18 protein-coding genes are annotated in these 21,479 nt (G+C 40.8%); 11 read left to right on the top strand and 7 right to left on the bottom strand.

What is annotated here, in order from left to right; genetic code table 11:
- Window positions 1-127: 127 nt before the first annotated feature.
- From macB to M5X66_RS05425, 3 genes are all read right to left on the bottom strand, one after another.
- Window positions 128-2,071 (bottom strand): macrolide ABC transporter ATP-binding protein/permease MacB, encoded by a 1,944-nt coding sequence (macB, locus tag M5X66_RS05435; RefSeq protein WP_154609409.1) that lies wholly within the window; start codon window positions 2,069-2,071, stop codon window positions 128-130.
- 2 nt (window positions 2,072-2,073) lie between these two features.
- On the bottom strand, window positions 2,074-3,183 hold the full coding sequence (macA, locus tag M5X66_RS05430; RefSeq protein ID WP_036951860.1) for a macrolide transporter subunit MacA: 1,110 nt from the start codon (window positions 3,181-3,183) through the stop codon (window positions 2,074-2,076).
- Window positions 3,184-3,291: 108 nt separating this feature from the next.
- Entirely contained in the window at window positions 3,292-4,956 is a 1,665-nt protein-coding gene (locus M5X66_RS05425; RefSeq protein WP_036951861.1) for an ATP-dependent nuclease, read from the bottom strand.
- 412 nt (window positions 4,957-5,368) lie between these two features.
- On the opposite strand from M5X66_RS05425, the gene M5X66_RS05420 reads away from it, so the two are divergent.
- The 7 genes from M5X66_RS05420 (at window position 5,369) to M5X66_RS05390 (ending at window position 12,404) form a co-directional block, all read left to right on the top strand.
- Window positions 5,369-6,268, top strand: coding sequence for a lysine exporter LysO family protein (locus M5X66_RS05420; protein WP_036951864.1), 900 nt, complete (start codon window positions 5,369-5,371; stop codon window positions 6,266-6,268).
- 51 nt (window positions 6,269-6,319) lie between these two features.
- Entirely contained in the window at window positions 6,320-7,801 is a 1,482-nt protein-coding gene (locus tag M5X66_RS05415; protein WP_154609406.1) for a DUF2867 domain-containing protein, read from the top strand.
- 99 nt (window positions 7,802-7,900) lie between these two features.
- Window positions 7,901-8,629 (top strand): arginine ABC transporter ATP-binding protein ArtP, encoded by a 729-nt coding sequence (artP, locus tag M5X66_RS05410; protein ID WP_036951870.1) that lies wholly within the window; start codon window positions 7,901-7,903, stop codon window positions 8,627-8,629.
- 36 nt (window positions 8,630-8,665) lie between these two features.
- Window positions 8,666-9,409 (top strand): arginine ABC transporter substrate-binding protein, encoded by a 744-nt coding sequence (artJ, locus tag M5X66_RS05405; protein ID WP_036951873.1) that lies wholly within the window; start codon window positions 8,666-8,668, stop codon window positions 9,407-9,409.
- A gap of 12 nt (window positions 9,410-9,421) precedes the next feature.
- Window positions 9,422-10,162, top strand: coding sequence for an arginine ABC transporter permease ArtQ (artQ, locus tag M5X66_RS05400; protein WP_036951876.1), 741 nt, complete (start codon window positions 9,422-9,424; stop codon window positions 10,160-10,162).
- On the top strand, window positions 10,159-10,827 hold the full coding sequence (gene artM / locus M5X66_RS05395; protein WP_036951879.1) for an arginine ABC transporter permease ArtM: 669 nt from the start codon (window positions 10,159-10,161) through the stop codon (window positions 10,825-10,827). Before artQ ends, artM begins: the two co-directional genes overlap by 4 nt.
- A 176-nt stretch (window positions 10,828-11,003) precedes the next feature.
- Window positions 11,004-12,404, top strand: a complete 1,401-nt coding sequence (locus M5X66_RS05390; RefSeq protein WP_270103920.1) for a hypothetical protein — start codon at window positions 11,004-11,006, stop codon at window positions 12,402-12,404.
- A 24-nt stretch (window positions 12,405-12,428) separates the two neighbouring features.
- Here M5X66_RS05390 and rlmC read toward each other — a convergent pair whose 3' ends face one another.
- The 3 genes from rlmC to M5X66_RS05375 all read right to left on the bottom strand — a co-directional run bounded on the left by rlmC (window position 12,429) and on the right by M5X66_RS05375 (window position 14,598).
- On the bottom strand, window positions 12,429-13,556 hold the full coding sequence (gene rlmC, locus M5X66_RS05385; RefSeq protein WP_270103919.1) for a 23S rRNA (uracil(747)-C(5))-methyltransferase RlmC: 1,128 nt from the start codon (window positions 13,554-13,556) through the stop codon (window positions 12,429-12,431).
- Window positions 13,557-13,563: 7 nt separating this feature from the next.
- The gene (locus M5X66_RS05380; RefSeq protein ID WP_036951887.1) at window positions 13,564-14,082 is read right to left on the bottom strand and encodes a YbjN domain-containing protein; all 519 of its coding nucleotides are present in this window, start codon (window positions 14,080-14,082) and stop codon (window positions 13,564-13,566) included.
- A gap of 159 nt (window positions 14,083-14,241) precedes the next feature.
- A complete protein-coding gene (locus M5X66_RS05375; protein ID WP_036951889.1) occupies window positions 14,242-14,598 on the bottom strand; it encodes a YbjC family protein in 357 nt (118 codons plus the stop codon).
- A gap of 192 nt (window positions 14,599-14,790) precedes the next feature.
- Between M5X66_RS05375 and M5X66_RS05370 the strand changes: the two genes are divergently transcribed.
- The 4 genes from M5X66_RS05370 (at window position 14,791) to M5X66_RS05355 (ending at window position 19,826) form a co-directional block, all read left to right on the top strand.
- A complete protein-coding gene (locus M5X66_RS05370) occupies window positions 14,791-15,054 on the top strand; it encodes a GrxA family glutaredoxin (RefSeq protein WP_006657693.1) in 264 nt (87 codons plus the stop codon).
- Between the two features lie 419 nt (window positions 15,055-15,473).
- Entirely contained in the window at window positions 15,474-16,082 is a 609-nt protein-coding gene (gene ybjG / locus M5X66_RS05365; protein ID WP_036951892.1) for an undecaprenyl-diphosphate phosphatase, read from the top strand.
- 905 nt (window positions 16,083-16,987) lie between these two features.
- A complete protein-coding gene (locus M5X66_RS05360) occupies window positions 16,988-18,304 on the top strand; it encodes a serine/threonine transporter (RefSeq protein ID WP_108478971.1) in 1,317 nt (438 codons plus the stop codon).
- A 154-nt stretch (window positions 18,305-18,458) separates the two neighbouring features.
- Window positions 18,459-19,826, top strand: coding sequence for an L-serine ammonia-lyase (locus M5X66_RS05355; RefSeq protein ID WP_036951897.1), 1,368 nt, complete (start codon window positions 18,459-18,461; stop codon window positions 19,824-19,826).
- A gap of 64 nt (window positions 19,827-19,890) precedes the next feature.
- On the opposite strand, the gene M5X66_RS05350 is transcribed toward M5X66_RS05355, so the two are convergent.
- On the bottom strand, window positions 19,891-21,453 hold the full coding sequence (locus M5X66_RS05350) for a hypothetical protein (protein ID WP_270103918.1): 1,563 nt from the start codon (window positions 21,451-21,453) through the stop codon (window positions 19,891-19,893).
- Window positions 21,454-21,479 lie beyond the last annotated feature (26 nt).

Genomic DNA, 21,479 nt, shown 5'->3' with positions numbered 1-21,479 from the left:
TCTCACAAAATATTCGACCTAAACAGCTATTCACTAATTATTTTATCTAATAAATTGCCTTATTCGTGAGAAAAAAGTTGTAGAGATCCCCCCTCTACAACTTTTCAAATAATCACTGATGGATAAATTACTCTCTTGCTAATGCATCAATCGGATTTAATCTCGCCGCATTTCTCGCGGGTAGGAAACCAAAAATAATCCCAATCGCCGTTGAACAGGCAAATGCACTGACAAGTGCAATTGGATCAAATGCAAATGTCCAGCCTGGCAGCGCCATTTGAGCAATCAGACTGACGCCATAAGATAAGCCAATTCCCATTAAGCCACCGATAAGACACACTAACACCGCCTCAATAAGAAATTGCTGCATCACATCCATCGTTCGAGCACCAACCGCCATACGAATACCGATTTCACGGGTTCTTTCTGTGACAGACACCAACATAATATTCATCACACCAATCCCCCCAACCACAAGGGAAATGACAGCGACCAAAGTCAAAAAGAGCTGCATAGTTTGGGTGGTTTTTTCCGCTGTTTTGACCAATGTATCAATATTATAGGTAAAAATATCCTTCTTACCGTGACGCAAAGTCAGCAAACGGGTCAGTTGCTGCTCAGCCACTTTCGCATCAATGCCATCCTTCACTCTAACCACAATGCTGTCATAGTAAGAACGGTTAATCAGCTTACTGTTAATTGTCGTGTCGGGTAAAAACACTTCTAGGCTTTTACTGGAACCAAAAATTGACTTTTGTTCTCCTAATACACCAATGACAGTGGCGGGCATATTTCCGATGAGCAATGTCTCACCCACGACATTCTGTTTGTTCGGAAAAAATCGTCGTTTCGTATTACCGTCAATCACCACCACAGGCGCACGCCGATCAAGCATATCCTGAGTAAATCCCATCCCTTCAGCGAATTTATTACCATAAACTTGGAAATAACCTACCCCCACTCCTGCGACTCGAGCCACCGCATCTAAATTCCCTTTACGTAATCGAGCTGAGGTATCAATGGAGCCAGTCACCGACTGAACATAAGGCTGCTGAGCAATGGCAGAAATATCAGAGGATTTCAACGCTTGCCGGTTTTCTGGGTCATCGCTGCCAAAATCTTTTCCGGGATACACCGAAATTGTATTGGTACCAATCGATTTAATATCATTCAATACCATCCCTTTGGCCGCATCGCCAATTACCATGATGGATACCACTGAGGCAATACCAATCACAATTCCCAGCATCGTCAGCAAGGTGCGCATTTTATTCACTACCATCGCGCGCCACGCCATCAATAAAGCTTCACTAAATCGGCTAACCCATTGCCCTAATGGATTTTTCTTCATCGCGATTTTTGCCGGAAACTCAGCTTTCTTCGTTGCTAACATACCTGAATCATTGATGATTTCGCCATCTTTGATTTCAACGATCCGCTCTGCTTGTTGCGCGACTTTCGGGTCATGGGTAACGATGATCACCGTATGCCCTTGGGCACAAAGATCTTTTAAGATCTTCATGACCTCTTCCCCCGAATGGCTATCCAGCGCCCCCGTCGGCTCATCCGCCAAAATAACCTGTCCGCCATTCATCAGAGCGCGAGCAATACTAACCCTTTGTTGCTGCCCCCCCGACAATTGGCTTGGGCGATAATGAACTCGTTCACCTAAGCCTAAACGTTGAAGTAATTGCACCGCCCGTTCCTGTCGCTGAGACTTGCCTGCTCCGGCATAAATAGCGGGGATTTCAACATTTTGCTCAGCACTCAAATGGCTCAGTAAATGGTAACGCTGGAAGATAAAGCCAAAATGTTCACGTCGTAATTGTGCCAATTGGTCATTATCCAATGTCGCAATATTTTGACCTGCAACGAAATATTCCCCTGATGTGGGTTTATCCAAGCATCCCAAAATATTCATCAACGTCGATTTTCCCGACCCTGACGCACCGATAATCGCCACCATTTCACCGGCATTTATTTTCAACGAAACATCTTTGAGTACGGTGATCTCCTGCTCACCCGCAGGATAGCGCCGCGTAATATTATGCAGCTCCAGTAAAGTCGTCATCATTACAATTCCGTATCGCTGCTGCGACCGACGATGACCTTATCCCCTTCTTGCAACCCTTTAATCACTTCCACTGAAACATCGTTACGACTGCCAATTTCAATGTTTCTCTTTTGCGGTATCCCATCATTCAAAACTTCCACTTCATAAACTTGCGGAGTGACTTCGTTTCCTAAAGCGAGCAAGGGAAGGAGCAGCACATTTTTATGGGACTCAAGCTCAATCACCACTTGTGCGGTCATTTGTAGCTTTAAAAGATGTTGAGGGTTTGGCACTTCAAAACGGGCATAGTAGAAAATCGCATCGTTAATTTTTTCAGGGGTCGGTAGGATATCTTTCAATTTTCCTGCGAATTTTTTATCCGGAGCGCCTAACACGGTAAAAGACGCACTTTGCCCTGGCTCAAGGTAGATAACATCCGCTTCGGAAACTTCTGCTTTGACCAACATAGTATCCAAATCAGCGAGCGTTAAAATCGTTGGTGCCTCTTGGGCGGCAATTACCGTTTGCCCTTGTAATGTTTTGATAAACGTCACAATACCATCCATTGGCGCTGTAATTTGGGTGTATTTCAGATTCGTTTTTGCGGTATCTAAAGAGGCGCGATTACGTTTAATCTGCGACTGATACGTGGCCACCTTCGCTTTATTCACTTCCACATCGGTTCTGGCTTTATCCAGCTCTTGCTGAGCCACCGCTTGTACTTTTGAGAGGCTTAAATGGCGTTGGTAAGTCACTTGTGCAAGCTTTAATTCAGCCTGAGCCAATGCCAAGTTGGATTCTAATTCATGGATAGTTTCTTGAGATTCAGTGACTTCGTTTTGCGCTTTTTGCGGGTCAATAACGGCAAGCAGATCGCCTTTTTTAACGGTATCACCTTCTTTAACGTACAGTGTTTGCAGTTGACCGCTAACCTGCGCCCCCACATCCACTTTACGTACAGCATCTAATTTACCCGTCGCCATAACCCGCTTATCGAGATCGCCACGAGTCACATCAACCGTTTGGTAGCTCTCTGGTTGCTGGTTACCAAGAAAAAACCATGCGGTAACCAGCGCCGCGAGTAGGACAAATATGCCATAAATCCATTTTTTTCTTGATGCTGCCTTCATTAACTCTGTTCCTATTTTCAATCAGAGGGCCGCCCCTCTCTTGAAAATAAGATAGCTGAATAATTATCACTCTTCACTAAACAGATTTAAGATTAACTGCAATTTATATTAATACGCCTTACCGCGTGCCAACCATGCGACTCTTGAGAACATATTTCTCAGAGCTAATGGTACAGCTTCAGGGCCTAATTCAGCGGCACGGTTTACTGTCGCCAGCGCTAAGTCAGGTTTTGACGTCCGTGCAATCGCTTTTAAAATCACGCGGCGAGTGGATACTCGAGCATTTTCAGGAATTTCTGCAATTTCATGGTACAAACCTTGAAACCCTTCGCGATACAGAAAATGTTCCATATCCGGTGCAGGCAACATGGTTAACCGGTCTCTATCTGGCGAATTAATTTTGTTGGCGTAATGCGTCGCCGTTGCGGCATATTTTCGCCCTGCTTCATCCCCATCAGTTAACACATGCCATTCAATGCCCATTTTATTGGCAAATTTTAATAAAGGTTTTAAGCCACTTTGTGCAAAAGCAATTACCTTAATGCCTTCTGTTTCGAAGAAATAATTACACTGCCTTGCAAATTCACTCATTAGCCAAATTTCCGTTTCACCTTCAACCAGTAGCCAACAACGGGCAAATAATGCGGAAGGTCGATTAAAGCGGATATGGAAAGAGATTTTACGTAACTCTTCAGCACTTAAATCCTGCGGGTTCAAACGATATGCAGACACTTTATTAGTATCACGGACAAGACGGCATAAGCTGTCAATTGGCGCTTGGGAAAGTAAGTCACCAGAATTGGTTGTGGTGATCCGCTGCAAGGAGAATAAACTAAACAGCCCCCACGCAATAGACAACATAATAGGGTGTAACCGTGTTTCAGGGTCTTCCACAATAATAATTGGGCGAGCATGTTTATCCAGCTCAATATTCCCTTTAGATTGCAGTAACGATGAAAACATCCCTAAGATAATCAGGCGAATATTACGTTGATTCGGCTTCGCTATTAATCGATTAATATTATCCAATGCCTGCCACCCCCGCTTACGAGGCTCGATACTAATCATTGGATTATCCGTTTTCACCATATGACCGCTTTTCCCTGAAAAATAGTGGCTCAGCAATTGCTGCATCGCGTCCACCCCATCTTCAAGGTCATTATCACTTAAGCGTTCAGGATTATTCACCAGCGCCATCGTCAATTCTTTAATCTGATGATTAAAGTTTTCACGGAAATTGTTGCTTCCGCTGACTATCGTCTCGGGGTTTATACTATTTAAGAAACGCGCATCTCGTAAGCGAATTACGGGATATAAACGGACAATTTCTTTAATATACTTACCCACATTATCAAGGGATAATTTATTACCCCCAGAATTTAAGAAGCACTTATCTACCGTAACGCTGTTATCATCTTTTAGCTCCGCACTTACTCGGAATAAAATATGTTTTAAGTCATCCCCATTATCGACCCAAACAGAAGCTAGATTTTGGAAACGATAAGAATGATGGCGACCAGGACGACTCTCACAGAACTTTAAGACAATCTGCAAAGTACGAAAACGTGTTTCATCATCCCCTGTAGGATGGTGAAAATCATTAGCTGTGAATTGGTATTCGCGATGTTCGGGAGAGAGCAAAATATCTAAGGCATCGAGTAAACTTGATTTCCCCCATGAGTTTTCCCCGATGAGAACGGTATTATTATTAAGTTCTAAAGAAAGTCGGTTGATCCCTCTAAATCCGTATATTTCCACACGTTCCAGATACATATCTCTCTCCTTGCTATCGAAAACTGAGTTTGATTGTAACATCTTGACCACTCAAGGATCCGTGAAACAACCTGAACTATCTCAAATAAAAGCTTACTCATTAAGCCAATTAATTACTATACGAGTCAACACAGTACAAAAAAAACACGTTGCGATACATGTCCCTGTATTGAGCTTATTTAGTTGGTGATATAGGATGTTTATGCTTTATTTTCCAGCATTTTTCTCCTATTTTTAGTTAATCAGCCATTGAAAAATATTTATCACTCACGTGATATTTAGCATCACAGGTTAAATTTATTCATGTTTCGATAGCTATGTTCATGAATTTTTAAATATAATCTGTTGTTTATATTGGCATAAATTAGTGTAGTTAATGCAGTAAAACGAAATGAAATAAAAGGGCACTAACATGTATTCAGGCTTGCTGATTATTCTTTTACCTCTGTTTCTTGGTTACTTGATACCTATAAAAAATAAAAATGTTCTTCATCGAGTTCATCAGTCTTTAAATTCGATGGTGTACGTTATTTTATTTTTAATGGGTATTACCCTTGCTTTGCTTGAAAACCTCAGCGCACATTTAGTGTCCATCTTAATTTATGCCCTGACCTTCTTCGCCTGCATTTTTGGCCTCAATGCGCTTTCTTTAATTCTCCTGGATAAACTTGATCCGTGGAAAGTACCGCAGCACAAGCAAGAAAAGCCCCCTTCACGTATCAAAATGGTATTTGAATCCTTGCAGCTGTGTGGTGTCTTGCTCATTGGCTTTTTAGTAGGATTAACGGGGTTTAAATTCTTACATTATGCGGATAAAGGCAGCCAAGTGGCTCTAATGTTGCTGCTGTTACTGGTTGGGGTACAACTGCGTAATAGTGGCATGCATATTCGACAGATTTTAATTAACCGCCGAGGTACGACTATTGCCTTAGTCATGGGGGTTAGCGCCCTTATCGGTGGGGCAGCTGCAGCCTTTTTCCTTGGGCTTCCTATCAAAATGGGGTTAGCTATCGCCTCTGGATTTGGTTGGTATTCACTCACTGGTATCTTAATTACCGATGCCTATGGTCCCGTGATGGGTAGCGCCGCATTTTTTAATGATCTATTGCGAGAATTGACTGCCATCATGTTGATTCCATTAATCATTAATCGCTATCGTTCTACTGCATTGGGAATTTGTGGCTCTACGTCTATGGACTTTACTTTACCGGTATTGCAGCGTAGTGGTGGCGTGTCGATTGTCCCCGCGGCTATCGTTCACGGCTTCGTTTTAAGTCTAATTACGCCAATCCTTATGGCCTTCTTTACATAAGTAGAATTTCAGTCACAATAGCCGTTAATTTAGGTATCACAGGAAATTAACATGACGGGTAAACAACGAGTTTTAGTACTAGGTGCAAGTGGCTATATTGGGCAAAATTTAATTCCTAAATTATTGGAAGAAGGTCATGAAGTCACTGCTGCCGCCCGACGTGTAGACTGGATGCTATCCCAAGGTTGGTCGGATACTCGCTGTATCTATGTGGATTTACACCAGCCTGAAACCCTGAAAAATATCATGGACGAGGTGGATATTGTTTACTTCCTCGTTCATAGCATGGCGGATCAAGCCAATCTTATTGAACGTGAACGTGAAGCGGCACGCAATGTACAAAATGCGCTGCAAGACTCTAACGTCAAGCAGGTGATTTATCTCAGCGCACTGCAACATGGGCATACTTATTCCCCGCATTTAATTGCCAGACGCTTAACAGGGGAGATTCTGCGCGAAAGTGGTATTCCTGTGACTGAAATTCGCGCATCCATAATTGTTGGTTCAGGTTCTGCGGCCTTCGAAATTATGCGAGATATGGTGTATAACCTTGCCATCTTGACGCCGCCTCGTTGGGTACGTTCAAAATCATCCCCAATTGCCCTTGAAAATATCCTGTATTACCTCACCCAGTTAGCCCAACTTCCCGTGACAGAAAGTCGAGTGTTAGATGCGGGTGGTCCTGAATATATAAGCTACCAAGAGCTCTTCAAGCGCTTTATCAAAGTCTCTGGAAAGCGTCGCTTGTTAATTCCAATTCCAATCCCTGTCAGCATGATCTCCGTGCACTTTATTAGCTTGATAACTTCAGTGCCGCCGACTATTGCCAAAGAGTTGATCCAAGGCTTACAACACGATCTGCCTGCAGACGATAAACTCATTCGCGAGCTTATCCCGCAAACGCTGATTTCATTTGATGATGCAGTCAGAACCACATTAGCGGAAGAAGCCAGTGCCATTGATAACTCTGATTGGGGTTATGATCCTGAGGTGAGAAAACGCTGGCGACCGGGTTACGGTTACTACCCTAAACAAGCGGGCTTTACCTTTAGCACCACCGCATCCACAGAATCGCTCTGGCATACCGTCCAGCAAATTGGAGGAAAAGAAGGCTATTTTTACGCCAATATCCTTTGGAAAACACGCGCCATTATGGACGATATGATGTTGAATAAAGTCAAATATGGCAGACCTGATCGTGACACCTTACAGGTTGGTGATGAAGTTGATGGTTGGCGAGTCATTAATATGGAACCAAATAAACAACTTAGCTTACTTTTTGGTATGAAAGCACCAGGTTTAGGTCGATTAACTTTCACTATTCATGATAGTGGAAACCTACGCTCCATTGATGTTCGTGCATGGTGGCATCCTGCGGGTTTCAGCGGATTACTCTATTGGTTTGCGATGATGCCAGCTCATCTGTTCATCTTTAAAGGCATGGCTAAGCGTATTAGTGAATTGGCTATTCAACGGGACAAAAAGCTTGTGACAGCACCGATAGCGGAAGATAGCTCCAATAAGCCAGAATAAATTTAGCGTAAAAAACCAAATTTTTATGCATAAAACATTGCATAAATATGCTTACAGGATTAATATCGCGGGTAGTTAATTTAGATATTATTGGTAAGCATGAGCATTCAATTAAAAAACATAAACTGTTTCTACGGTAACCATCAGGCACTCTTTGATATCAACTTAGAGTGCTCTGCTGGTGAAACCATGGTATTACTCGGGCCAAGTGGCGCAGGTAAAAGCTCCTTACTGCGCGTACTGAACCTGCTAGAAATGCCACGTTCAGGTCAACTCAATGTTGCCAACCATACTTTTGATTTTGCCAAAACACCAGATGCGAAAGCCATTCGCGATCTGCGCCAAAATGTAGGTATGGTTTTCCAACAATATAATCTCTGGCCTCATTTAAGTGTGATGGATAACCTGATTGAAGCGCCATGCCGCGTTTTGAAGCTATCCAAACAGCAAGCACAAGAAAAAGCCGCTAAGCTGTTAGAGCGCTTACGTTTATCGCAATTTGCTGACCGTTATCCCCTGCATTTATCCGGTGGACAGCAACAACGTGTCGCGATTGCTCGCGCCTTGATGATGGAACCTCAAGTTCTGTTATTTGATGAACCAACAGCCGCACTTGACCCTGAAATTACAGCGCAAGTGGTAGACATTATTCGTGAACTTTCAGCAACAGGGATCACCCAAGTTATCGTGACCCATGAAGTTGAAATTGCCCGTAAAACCGCAAGCCGTGTGGTCTATATGGAAAACGGTCATATTGTAGAGCAAGGAGATGCTAGCCACTTCGCTGCACCTCAAACCGAAGCATTTGCAAATTATCTATCCCATTAATAGATTCTGTCCCACTAATAGATATAGGATTAAGCAATGAAAAAATTATTATTAGCTACATTATTAGGCGCTGTAACCCTATCTGCGGCGGCGGCGGAAAAAGAGACCATCCGTTTTGCAACTGAAGCAACTTACGCCCCGTTTGAAATGTTTGATAAAAACAACCAAATCGTAGGTTTTGACGTAGATCTGGCAAATGCAATGTGTGAAAAAATGAATGCAACCTGCACATTCACACACCAATCTTTTGATAGCTTAATTCCAAGCCTGAAATTCCGTCGCTTTGAAGCGTTAATGGCGGGTATCGATATTACCCCTGAGCGTCAACAACAAGTGGATTTCACCGAAACTTACTATCCGAACTCCGCTGAGTTTATTGCAGTAAAAGATAAGATTACTGCCGTTGACCAGTTAAAAGGTAAAAAAATCGGGGTACAAAACGGTACCACACACCAGAAATACATTCTGGAACAACATAAAGATATGACGGTTGTCCCTTATGATAACTACCAATCTGCCATTTTAGATCTGCAAAACGGTCGTATTAATGCGGTATTCGGTGACACAGCCGTTGCTGATGAATGGTTAAAAGCGAAAGGTAATGAAAACTTAGCGGCTGTGGGCGACAAAGTGACCGATCCACAATACTTTGGCATTGGTTTAGGTATCGCGGTTCGTAAAGGCAACAAAGAGTTGCTGGATAAAATGAACAAAGCCTTATCTGAAGTTAAAGCCGATGGCACCTACGATGCTATCCATAAAAAATGGTTTCAACAGTAGTCGATATAATTAATGAATGATTTATTCTTTTTAGCAAGTGCCGCCGGTATTACCGTCGGCCTTGCCGTTTTAGCACTAGTCCTTGGATTGGTTCTCGCGATGCTATTTACCGCGTGGGAATCTGTTCGGTTCAAACCTCTCGCCTTTTTAGGAACCTGCTGGGTCACGCTGATCCGTGGTTTACCTGAACTACTGGTGGTGCTGTTTGTCTATTTTGGAACCCTCCAGCTTATTAACCTGTTAGGTGATGGTATCGCCATTAACTTAGGCTTCTGGCAAGGTACTTTCCAAATTGACCCGAGCATTTTCTTTGCTGATAGCGGCGAATTTGACTACACACCATTCTTCTGTGGTGTAGTTGCGCTCGCGCTGTTATATGCATCTTACGCCTCCCAGACCTTGCGTGGTGCCTTGAAAGCCGTACCTTATGGTCAATGGGAAGCGGGATTAGCACTTGGATTAAGCAAACGCACCATTTTCTTTCGCTATATCATGCCGCAAATGTGGCGCCATGCCCTGCCCGGCTTAGGTAACCAATGGTTAGTGTTACTCAAAGATACCGCGTTAGTCTCCTTAATTAGCGTCAATGACTTAATGCTACAAACTAAAACCATTGTGAATCGTACCCATGAACCATTTACTTGGTACGCTATTGTGGGACTGATTTACCTCGCTATCACCCTATTAAGCCAATTGGTGCTAAAACGTATTGAACTGCGCACCACGCGTTTTGAACGGAGTGATGCGAAATGATCGATTTAATTCTACAAATATTACCGGGATTACCAACCAGCTTGTCACTGACCTTCAGTGCATTATTGGTGGCTTTTATCTTAGCCATCTTCTTTACGCTGATCTTATCCCTCAAAACTCCCGTCATTTCACAAGCGGTTAAGGTGTATATCACCCTATTCACGGGTACGCCGTTATTAGTGCAATTCTTCTTGATTTATAATGGCCCGAGCCAATTTAAGTCACTGCAAGATTACCCTATGCTGTGGGAGTTTATTTCGACGCCTTGGGTTTGTGCGATGGTGGCATTAGCATTAAACAGTGCAGCCTATTCCACACTGTTATTCCATGGCGCGGTAAAAGCCATTCCGTCAGGTCAGTGGCAGTCTTGCCAAGCGCTGGGTATGAATAAGCTGCAAACTATGCGGATTATTCTTCCTTATGCGTTTAAACGTTCACTTTCATCCTATTCCAACGAAGTCGTACTGATTTTCAAAAGTACCTCTCTCGCCAGTACCATTACGATGCTGGATATTATGGGCTACAGTAGCCAAGTATTTGGGCAGACATGGGATGTCATGGCGTTTGTCGCGGCAGGGATTATCTATCTTGTGGTGAATGCGATTCTGACGTTAATTATGCGTCTGATTGAGCGTAAAGCACTGGCTTTTGAACATCGCAGCTAAAAGTTAACAGATTGTTTTTAAATGAAAAAGCTTGGTCTTATGCCAAGCTTTTTTGTATGAAAAACATATATGGCAAATCATTTCTATATATTATATTGCTTTTTGAAAGATAGACCTTTTTTGTATTGGTAGCATGAATCATTGCAAAATTATACCGATTAAATAAGGCTATCGAGATGATTACACAAATTAATTTTTCCGTTCCTTTTCAACAAGAACCTATTGTTAATTACATAGCAACGAATATCCCCGATCTATTTCAGAATAAGCTTGTCAAAGTATCAAATATTAGCCCTATTCAAGCAGGTATTTGCCGTGGTCTTTCCACTTGTTTTCTGCTGCATGAGAACAATAACCGTGGCACGCAATATATAGAGAAGATAAATGAGTCCTTTGACACTTTAGCCCATTATGAAGAGCCTCAAAATACACTCGATGAGTATCTTTTAAATTTCATTAAAAATGTCAAACTCTCAGAATTTAATGTTTTAATGCACCAAGCCGTCAATGAACAAATAGATTATTCAAATACTATTGCATTGGATAATCTATTATTCGATATAAAGAACCTCACACTTAGAGAGATAAGTGCTCAGGAAGAAAATATTGTGTATTTGGCTAACTTACTTCAACTACCTGAGATCACTAAAATATTGAGTGACCCCGATAAATTTATCATTGGCTATGATTCCCTTGCCAATTTAGTATTTTTTATAAAAAAAATACTGGATAGAAACGGCTCCAGTTGCTTGCATTTATCCCAGGAAGAAATAGCACCAATAAGAGAAAAATTATCCTATAGAATGCCGTTAACAACAGATGATGCCCATTTAATTTTGATTGCCTTTTTAAAATTTGAGTTAGACAGAATGGGGCTAATCTCCGTTGATAGACAAATTCGCGCAGGATTAATCGACGATAATACACAACCACTGGAAAATAGACAAAATATCAATCATTATGGCGAGTTAAAAACACTAGCTGATATAGAAATGGATATCGATGAATCAATAAAAAGCAAAGGTTATTATTATTCTCTTGTAGAAACAATCGGCCACTGTATGGCTATTTCTGCCAAAAGTAATAACAAGAAAGTAGTATATACATTTTTTGATCCAAACAATGGCATTTTATTTGATGAAGATAGCTACAGGTTTTTCAAACAATTATCTCAATTTTTCAATGAATTTAGTACCAATGATCAAACTGAGCATTCTTATGCTGGTCATACATTACTTAATGTCCGCATAATTGATAAAAGAGCCAACAGTCAAAACAAACTTAGCTTACCTGAATTTTCTGATGAAGATATTCAAACTAATATAAAAAATGCACTCATAAAAAATAAAGCAAATATAGTATTACCCAATAATTTCAAAATAAAACTGAAAAGCCATGACTTAATAAGTAATATAACCAAAATCACCATTTATAAGGGACTAAAAAAATGGAATCTCGATTCAAATGAAACTGACGTTAAAAAAATGATTTCAACTATTACTGAAAATCTCCCATTAATAAAGAACACAAAAGGTAATTTGTCTATTGATAAATATGGGGAAATTCATAATAGATAGGCGTAAACCTATCTATTTTAATCACTATTTTCGCTTCAATAAACTCAATACTTCATAGTGTGCAGTATGCGGAAACATATCAAACAGTTGAATTTTGCAAACTTCGTATCCTGATAATAATTCAAAGTCTTGCGCCATAGTTTGGGCATTACAGCTAGAATAGAGAATATACTCAGGATGCATATCAGATAAATAATTGCATAAATTCTTACCGATACCACGGCGAGGTGGATTCACCAGCACTAAATCGGGAATATCTTGGCGGCTGGTGGCAAAATTTGTTGAATCTAACGCTTGGAACTCAACGTGCTGCAAACCTAGCTCTTGGGCAGACTGACGAGCACACTCAATAGCTGGCGCACTAATCTCAATCCCCATTAGTTTGATCGTCTTATCCGCGCAATGCAAACCAAAGCCACCCACGCCACAAAATAGATCCCATAAGCTAGTGATATTCAATTCTTTTACCCACTCTCGTGCAGTTTGATATAACTGAGATGCCACGATAGGATTAGTTTGGAAAAAACTTTGCGGACGAATAAACAGAGGAACTTGGTTAAATTCATCCCGCAACACATGTTGCTCAGTGAACATAACTTCTTGTTCACCTTCTAAAATAGCCATATGTACGGGCTGAATATTGGCGGTGATCACGGCTAATTGCGGCAATTTTTCTTGTAACCAAGGTAATGCTTTCTGTAATTGCTCGATTTTTTTATCGGAACGCAAGACAAAGCGCAACATAAATTGTTTGGTATGCCAGCTTTGTGTCAGCAAAATATATTTTAGCTCTCCACGCTTACGCTCAATGTTATAGGGGGTTAACCCAGCTCTAGCGATAAAGGGAATAAGCTGCGCGAAGATTTGCGAAAATTCAGAGGGATATAACGGGCACTCCGTTAAACTGACGGCGTCACCTTCACGGTTAACAATACCCAAAATTGGCTTTTCAACGCTACCACTGACAACCATTTTGGCTTTATTTCGAAATCCTTCAAATGGTCCCATCACGGGTGCCAAAAATATAGATGATGCCAAAGAAGGCAATAACGATTGCAGATTATCTTGTTTACGGGCAATTTGCTGTTCTGGCGATAATTCTAGCCACTGACAGGAGCGACATTCTCCTGCCAAATATTTTTCACAATGCATAGGGTATTTAGTGAATAATTACAGAAGGTTTATCATCAAGGTCGGATTCAGTGTCGTCATCATTATCATCCGACTCTAACTCTTCATACTCATCTTGGTTTGCATACAGTAGATTATTACTGAAAATTTCAAACACAATACCGGAAATTTGCTCTTCGGCCTGCTGTAAGAAATGGCTAAATTGGCGATAAGTAATTCCGGCTTCTAACGAAAATGATTGGCTAACCACCAACTTAGGTAGATTTTCATTATTAATTTCGAGAAAAACTTTTGCCGTTAATGAACTGGCGTTAATTTGGCTAATATTTGCCACCAGCGTAATAATCGCGGTAGGTTTAAGTTCTGCCAATGCTGAGAGTACTAACACATTATTAATAATGTCTAATTTAGCATCAAAGATCCCATCAATATTTTGCATATGAGGGAGATGCAAAGCAGCACAAGAATCACACTCGAAATAAGACGTTTTGAGTTGGTCTAGCCACTCTCGCAGCTGTGAGATATCTGGGTAACAAATAGAATCCATGAGCAATAACCTTCTTCAACTCAAAATAGCGATATACCAAAAATAACCATATTCATGCCAACCAAGCACTCATACTAACAAATCATTCAGTCTAACAAATAGAAAGCGGACAATTTTCACACATAGCCAATCTAAACACCAGTAAAACCATGCCCTGCTCTACTTTTCGTCTGGTTTATCATCATCTCGCGTCGTCTCTTTTGGTTGATTACGACGGTCACGACTCGCGCCACCCGATTTATTATCAATTCCCAAAAAGGTAAGACCATGCACGGCTCGCCAAATAATATTAATCATCGCCGGAATTAAGCAGCCCATCCCGACCAGCACCATAGAAACAATCGCGCCAGAGCTGGCTAGCCATTCCGGCAGCGTAATATAGTCATTAGTAGCAAGTAATACGGTGATTAGTAATAATATTCCGATACCCTCAAGAAAAAGAACGGGTTTTGGCATATCCGCTAATGAGCGCATCGTCCCTTTAGTCTCTTTTGTGGGTTTTTGCTGTTGTTCCATGATGTTTTCCTTCGTTTTATTGCCTTATACTGACAGTATCGTCACCACCTCTAGCAAATTATATATACTGCCTATAGCTATGAAAGGAAAATTCAACTTTTATTTAGAAGCTGATGTTGGCATAGTATTGGGCATTATTATTTCGTATCTGAATAGTCATTAAAATCTGAGTTCTAAATTTAAGGAGATATTATGTACACTGTTATTTTTGGTCGCCCTGGTTGCCCATACTGTGTTCGTGCTAAAGAACTTGCAGAAAAACTGAAAAATGAACGTGACGACTTCGATTATCGCTATGTTGATATCCAAGCGGAAGGTATCTCTAAAGAAGACTTATCTAAAACCGTTGGTAAAACTGTAGAAACCGTTCCTCAAATCTTTATCGATGAGAAACACATCGGTGGTTGCACTGATTTTGAAGCATACGCTAAAGAAAATCTGAGCCTGTATAAGTAATCAATCTTACAAGACATTTTCTTTTATAAAGCCCCAGATGAGCCTATCATTTGGGGCTTTATTTTTTCTTTTTGTGCTATGCAAAAATATTTTCATCAAAAATTGCACTTTTTCTGATCACCGAGAGAACTTTCCTCCTTTGCCGTAGTCTTAATTAGTGCCACTGCTTTTCTTTGATGTCCCCATATTGAGGAGCCCGATAGCCATTTGATTCTTTCATGCTATCGGGTTTTTTGTGTCTAGAACTTTTGCATTGCCCTGATAAATCACTGTTATTGAGCAAATATTGATTGAGTTAATGTTTAACAAAAAGTAAATTTGTCAGCTTGAGTAGCAAGGTCTAGAGCGTGTCTTGATTCACCCCCTTCCCATTGCTATGTCCCGTCTTCTTGAGAACTAATGTCCGAGGTACTCCGATCGTGCTGGAACAACTAAATCTGGATCTTTTTAATCTGATCAACGCAACGCCTGAGTCCGCAAGTGGTACTATTGCGTTAGCCACGGTGATCGCCAAACGCTTGATCCTTATTTTTCCGCTATTTACTGTTGCATGCTGGTTTTGGGGTGCACAGCCAAATATGACTCGCCAACGTGCCTTTGCCTGTAAAACGGCTTACGCCATTGTTATTGGTTTAGTGATTTCTTGGTTGATTGGTTATTTTGCGCCACATGAACGCCCTTTTGTGATGGGAATTGGTTCTAATTTCTTAGATCACGACGCAACACCTTCTTTTCCGAGTAACCATGGAACTATCGTCTTTACCTTTGTTTTTGCTTTCTTATTCTGGCTAAGAACGTGGGTTGGCTTCGTGTTTATGGTTCCTGCCATCGTTATTGCATGGTCTCGTATTTATCTTGGCGTTCACTGGCCGTTAGACATGATTGGTGCATTTATCTTAGGTGCTATTTCTTGCGGTTTATCTCAGCTGATTTGGGCTGTGGGCGGCAGTGTTATTCAGCAGCCAATCACTCGTCTTTACCACCTCGTATTTGGTTCTCTCATTCGCAAAGGATGGATGCAACCTTAATTGGTGATTTAAAGTACTGACCTATTATTAGTGTCAGTACTTTCCCCTTCATTTTTCCCGTCATTAAATATTGAGCTAAATCAAAGTTTGTTTTCATTTATTTTTAGCATCAATAACTTTATTTGAATTTATCAAATAAATATTAAAACAATTAATTAACAAATATTTTGTAACGTTTTCTTATTATTTTTTGTGACGAAAAATAAGTATTCTATTTCTAATCTTAAATCCCCTAAAACAATTAACATATTCCTCAAGAACATTAATTAACCAAAAAAATTAATCACGTTATTAATCAATTAATGCAATCACAAAAATACAATAAATATCATTATGTTACGTTAATTATGAAGTTGAAACTCATCCAAGGAATAGCGTGGTTTTTCCATCTTTATTTTCAAGTCATTGATCATTTTATTGACGTTAAATTTTTTATTAACATGATAACGGTTTTAATGTTTTGTATTTTTATATAAATAAATTTGTCGAATAATCATTTTATGAATATGGTTGAAAACCAGTAATAGCTAGCACTAAGTTAAATTTCATTAACAATTTTACAAAATTCACTGTGAGCTGATAAACATGGGGGATATTTCTCTTTTGAGATAATGATCACGGCATTTTGTTCTGCTAAAATGTAGATTCTCACACTCAAAATCCACTTTTAAAAATTACTTATAAAATTGCAAAACTGATTGAAAATGAATTTCATATTCATCTTAGTTTTATTTCCAATCAGATTGTTACGTATAAAACCATTATTAATGGCTAGACAGTGTATTAACCGATTGTTTATTTACTAACCATTAATTAAACCGTCGATTAATCGTACAAAAAGATTAAGAGCCTAGTGAAATAGGCACCCAATTTTTATTTTTTGACTTTTATTTTTGGAGACTATTATGGATACAACAAAAGTTGGTTCCATCAACAAAACAGCCTCGCAAACAGGGAATGCTACCGCTTGGCGTAAAACAGACACCGTGTGGATGCTCGGTCTTTATGGTACCGCCATCGGCGCTGGTGTTTTATTCTTGCCTATCAATGCGGGTATGAGTGGATTACTGCCAGTATTACTGATGTTAGTACTTGCTTTCCCAATGACATTTTTTGCTCACCGTGGTTTAACACGCTTTGTCCTTTCCGGTTCAAAGAAAGACGGTGACATTACCGAAGTGGTAGAAGAGCACTTTGGTCGTACAGCAGGTAACTGGATCACCCTGCTCTATTTCTTTGCAATTTATCCTATTTTGTTAGTTTATGGCGTTTCCATCACTAACAACGTTAACAAATTCCTGACTGAACTATTAGGCGTTGGTGCACCACCACGTTGGTTGCTGGCACTGATTTTAGTCGGTGGCGTCATGGCAATCGTGGCATTCGGTGAAAAATACATTGTTAAAGTCATGAGTATGCTGGTGTTCCCATTCATCGCCGTACTGGTCGCTTTCTCTCTGTATATGGTTCCACATTGGAGCACCGATGCTCTGAGCACATTATCTTTAGATAACGTGACTGAAGCGGCTAAAGCATCAGGTGGACAAAGCATTTGGATCACTATCTGGTTAACAATCCCAGTTATGGTTTTCGCGTTTAACCATTCACCAATCATCTCTGCTTTCTCTGTTGCAAAACGTGAAGAGTATGATGAAGCGGCTGAGAAAAAATGCTCACGCATTCTAGCTTCTGCACACATCCTGATGGTTCTGACTGTAATGTTCTTCGTCATCAGCTGTGTATTCACACTGTCTTCAGCTGACCTTGCTGCAGCTAAAGCGCAAAATATCAGTATCCTTGACTACCTGTCTGGCTATTTTGATCAGCCGTTCATCAAGTATGCCGCAGCTATCATCGCCTTTATCGCTATCATCAAATCATTCTTAGGCCACTACTTAGGTGCTCGTGAAGGTTTCAATGGTTTAGTTGAGCGTGCATATCGCGCAAAAGGCAAAACAGTTGATGTTAAAAAATTAAATCGTGGTACTGCACTGTTCATGTTAGTAACAACTTGGATTGTTGCAACATTGAACCCTGGTGTACTGGATATCATTGAAAGTCTGGGTGGCCCAGTTATCGCAATCCTGCTGTTCTTAATGCCAATGTATGCAATCAGCAAAGTTCCTGCGATGCGTAAATACTCCGGTAAACTCAGCAATATCTTCGTTGTCATCATGGGTCTGGTCGCTATCTCCGCTGCAACTTACAAGTTATTCTTCTAATTAAAAAAATTAGCAAATAATTAAGTAAATCTAAGCCCTCAATTAACCTATATCAATCTGGTTAATTGAGGGATCTTCTATAATCATCTTACTGACAACAAATACCCTGTAATTGCCAGTTTGATGGGGATCCTTCAATATAGGAAGACAGAATATGATTAGCGTATTCGACATTTTTAAAATCGGTATCGGACCATCCAGCTCACACACTGTCGGCCCTATGAAAGCCGGTAAGCAGTTTGTCGATGACCTCATCCAGCAAAATCTTCTCACTAAAACCACACGTATTTCCGTCGATGTTTATGGTTCTTTATCCCTAACAGGTAAAGGGCACGCCACCGATATGGCGATTATTATGGGTTTGGCGGGTAATCTGCCTGATACGATTGATATTGATGCTATCCCAGCATTTATGCGCAATGTTGAGCAAACTGGCAAACTGTTGCTGGCAAATGGTCAACATGAAGTCGATTTCCCAACGGAAGGTGGGATGAATTTCCATTCAACCAACCTACCATTACACGAAAACGGAATGACAATTACCGCATTTGATGACGATAACGTTCTGTATACCAAGAATTATTATTCTATTGGCGGTGGTTTTATCGTCGATGAAGAACATTTCGGTCAAGAAACTAAAAATGCGGTTCAAGTCCCTTACCCATACAAGTATGCAGCTGATTTACAAAAACACTGTAAAGAAACGGGATTATCTTTATCTGCATTAGTAATGCAAAACGAATTAGCCCTGCACAGCAAAGAAGAGATTTCTGACTATCTGGCTGCGGTGTGGGATGTCATGAAAGCCGGTATTGAACGTGGGGTGAGCACCGAAGGTTTATTACCAGGTCCACTGCGCGTTCCTCGCCGTGCAGCGGCATTACGCCGTCAATTAGTGACCTCTGACAATAACAATATTGACCCAATGGCAGTAATTGACTGGATCAATATGTACGCCCTTGCCGTCAATGAAGAGAACGCTGCGGGTGGCCGTGTTGTAACAGCCCCAACGAATGGTGCGTGTGGAATTATTCCTGCGGTATTGGCTTACTACGATAAGTTTATTCGCCCAGTCAACGAAAACTCTTATACCCGCTATTTCTTAGTTTCAGGCGTGATTGGTACGCTGTACAAAATGAATGCGTCCATCTCTGGTGCAGAAGTCGGTTGCCAAGGTGAAGTCGGCGTAGCCTGTTCCATGGCAGCTGCTGGTTTGGCAGAATTAATGGGAGGCAGCCCAGAGCAAGTGTGCGTCGCGGCGGAAATCGCCATGGAGCATAACTTAGGCTTAACCTGTGACCCTGTTGGCGGGCAAGTCCAAGTACCTTGTATCGAACGTAATGCAATTGCATCTGTTAAGGCTGTGAATGCTGCTCGTATGGCATTACGCCGTGTGAGTGCGCCAAGCGTGTGTCTCGATAAAGTCATCGAAACCATGTATGAAACAGGTAAAGATATCAACGCAAAATACCGTGAAACTTCCCAAGGCGGTTTGGCGATTAAGTTAGGGCACTGTGAATAGCTAATTGCTTTTTGACGATAAAAGGCCTGCAAATGCAGGCCTTTTGATTGCTGGCTAAGTACTATTACCAAACTTGATATGGTGTTTTCGTTGAGACTAATGCACTAACAGTATCGGCAGCGCCTTTAACCGAATTTCCTACATCTAAAGCAGTAGCCTCAACAGGCTTAGTTAAAGCACTCACCCCTTCCGCTATTTTATTGACGGTTTGGTCAGCATCAATCTTAAACATCATTTCATTCTTAAGATTTATCTCATTATTAATATTTGTCTCATTATTAATATTTGTCTCATACGAATTACTAATGCTATCACCACCACGCATAGAACCTGAATTATCCCCTAAGTTTTGTGCAAATCCAGCAGATACATGACCACTTGGTGTTTTTGTCTCATGAGAGTACAAGGAGGTTGTATGCGTCGTTGTCGTAGTCGTAGTGTTAGACGACCCCGCTAAAATACCTTTACCTTGACTTGTCAACTTACCAATGCCATCGAATACCTGGGCCATCTCGTCAAGTTTTTTATTGTCTTGCTCAACAGTCTGCTCATAGTGAGCAAATTTTTCAGCCATTTCCTGTTGCTTCAGACTTATCTCCCTTAATTCCAATTCTGCCGTTTTTTCATTCACTTCTAAAACTTTAATTCTCGCCTCCAGGCTATCCATTCTAGCTTGACTCTTAGACTGATTATCAGATTTACTATCTAGATCGACCCGTAACTTGCGAGCATCCCTTTCTAAACGCAGTATTTTAGGATTCGTATCTGCTTTAGCTTTTCCTTCACTTTCAAACTTGAGCTTCAAAGCGTCAACTTCTTTTTGCTTGCCGTCAATCTTGATATTAATATTAGCAATATCTGTTGCTTGTTTTTTATTACGAGCTTCTTGGGTTGCAAATCGCACTTTCAATTCTTCTTTCTCAGCATTCATTTTTTCTCCCAGCTGTTTGACCTGTTCTTGGTTTTTATCAAACTGAGTTTTGAGTTCTGCTATCTCAACACGTTGAGCATCCATACTTACATTAAGTTTCTTTGCCTCCGCTTGCGTCTGTTTCACCTCATCTTTTAGTGACTTCATATCTCCTTCAATTTGCATAAAACGCTGTTTTGTCTCATCCGATTGATCAGCTTGATCTCCTAACGCTTTCTGCTGCTTTTGTAATTCTGATAATTGATTATTTTTTTTAGTAACCTCTTCATCGATCATCGCCAATTGCTTTTGCATTCCTTTATATTCATCAAGACCACGTTGCAATTCACGAATAGCATTACCGCCCTTAATAAAAGAATTTTCATGGTTAACAGAACCAAATTCATTCGTTGCGGTACCACCATTAAGTTCATTGTTATTTAAACCATGGTTGGTACTATTCCCTCCCACAACTTCCCCATTATTTAAGCCATCATTACGTGCAATTCCTCCTTGCATTTTGTGTTTATTGATATTCATGTTCAGTGTATTACCACCATTCACTGAACCGCCCCCGTTACCGGAATCAACCGCATCACCGGATTTCATAACACCACTATTTTCACCGCGATTATCCGCACGACCACCATTAACACTGTTTTCCCCAATCCCTTTGGTATTTTTTTGCAAGGACAGCTGATGCATTCTTTCTTCCATGGAAATGCCCATTGATAATTCTCCAT

The sequence above is a fragment of the Providencia sp. PROV188 genome (genome assembly GCF_027595165.1).
Taxonomy (GTDB): Bacteria; Pseudomonadota; Gammaproteobacteria; order Enterobacterales; family Enterobacteriaceae; genus Providencia; species Providencia lanzhouensis.
The sequence above is the reverse complement of the archived record's forward strand: the minus strand, read 5'-3'. Positions and strand labels throughout refer to the sequence as shown.